At 64.9% G+C, this 1,441-nt stretch carries 1 protein-coding gene; it reads left to right on the top strand.

Going from position 1 to position 1,441, the window contains the following annotated elements:
- The first annotated feature begins 5 nt into the window (after nt 1-5).
- Nucleotides 6-1,220, top strand: coding sequence for an IS110 family transposase (locus CA951_RS42015; protein WP_179220529.1), 1,215 nt, complete (start codon nt 6-8; stop codon nt 1,218-1,220).
- The last annotated feature ends 221 nt before the right edge of the window (nt 1,221-1,441 follow it).

The raw sequence follows: 1,441 nt of genomic DNA, 5'->3' as shown, positions 1-1,441 counted from the left end.
GCTGCTTGACAGAGGAGCAAGTGGCAGTCGTTGACGGTGATGGTCTATTGGTCGCCAAACTCCGGATCGATGACAGCGCCGAAGGATTCGGCAAGCTACTCGGACTACTGGCGGAGTCCGGCGACACGCCCGACGAACCGATTCCCGTGGCGATCGAGACCTCACGCGGCCTACTGGTCGCCGCATTGCGCGGATCGGGGAGAAACGTCTATGCCATCAACCCCATGGCGGTGGCCCGCTACCGCGATCGCCACTCGATGGCCAGGAAAAAGTCCGATCACGTGGACGCGATGACGCTGGCGAACATCTTGCGCACCGATGCGCACGCGCACCGGACATTGCCTGCAGACAGCGACCTCGCGCGGGCAATCACGGTGCTCGCCCGCGCCGCGCAGGACGCGATCTGGCGGCGCACCAAGGCCACCCAGGAGCTGCGGGCACTGCTGCGCGAGTATTACCCGGGATTCCTCGACGCATTCGCCGGCGCCGGCCACACAAACCTTGCCATGCCAGACGCCCGCGCGATACTCGCGATCGCGCCGACACCGGCACTGGGTGCACGATTGTCCAAGGCCCGCATCATCTCCGCATTACGCAAGGGTGGTCGGCAACGTCGGCTCGAGGACACCGCGATCCGTATCCTGGACGCACTTCGCCGCCCCCAACTGCGGCAACCGCCGCTGGTGGAGAAGGCGTTGGGTCGTCAGGCGAGCGCCTTGCTGGCAACCCTGAATATCGAGTGCGTCAATGCCGACGACCTCAATGCCGCAGCCGCCGAGGCATTCCGGCAGCACCCCGACCACCGAATCATCACCAGCTTTCCCGGCTTAGGGGAGTCCACCGGCGCCAGGGTCTTGGCAGAGATCGGCGACGACCGCGGCCGGTTTGCCGACGCTCGCGGGCTCAAGGCGTTCGCCGGCTCCGCACCCGTCACAAGAGCATCCGGGCGCAGCACCTGCGTTACCCACCGGCACGTGAAGAACAATCGACTGGCCGCAGTCGGCTTCGTCTGGGCGTTCGCCGCCATCCCGCGACCTGGCCCGATCAAGGACCATTATGAACGGCGCCGAGCACACGGCGACCGGCACGCCGCCGCACTCCGTAACGTCTTCAACCGACTCCTCGGCCAGCTTTACCACTGTCTTCAAGCCAACCAAACCTATGACGAATCGAAGGCTTTTCCCGGCTCCGTCCATGCTGCGGAACCGGCAGCTGCTTGACGACTTACGTTGATCGGAGGTCTATCAGCGGTCCATCGACGCCACCAGGTTCGGCGACACCACCCCCCGGATCATTCGAGAGACAGGGGCAAGAAGTCATACCGAACTTGGCGACCGCAGTCCCGCGAAACGGGACCACGAAGACGGTAACGGGGCTCAGTGAGGTTCCCCCCGGAAAGTGGACACCGAATTGGCGGGGCGCCGGTCCCGCTGAAAGGATG

Origin of the sequence: Rhodococcus sp. NCIMB 12038, assembly GCF_002165735.1 — a bacterium.
Taxonomy (GTDB): Bacteria; Actinomycetota; Actinomycetes; order Mycobacteriales; family Mycobacteriaceae; genus Rhodococcus_F.
This window is presented reverse-complemented; position numbering and strand designations above follow the sequence as displayed.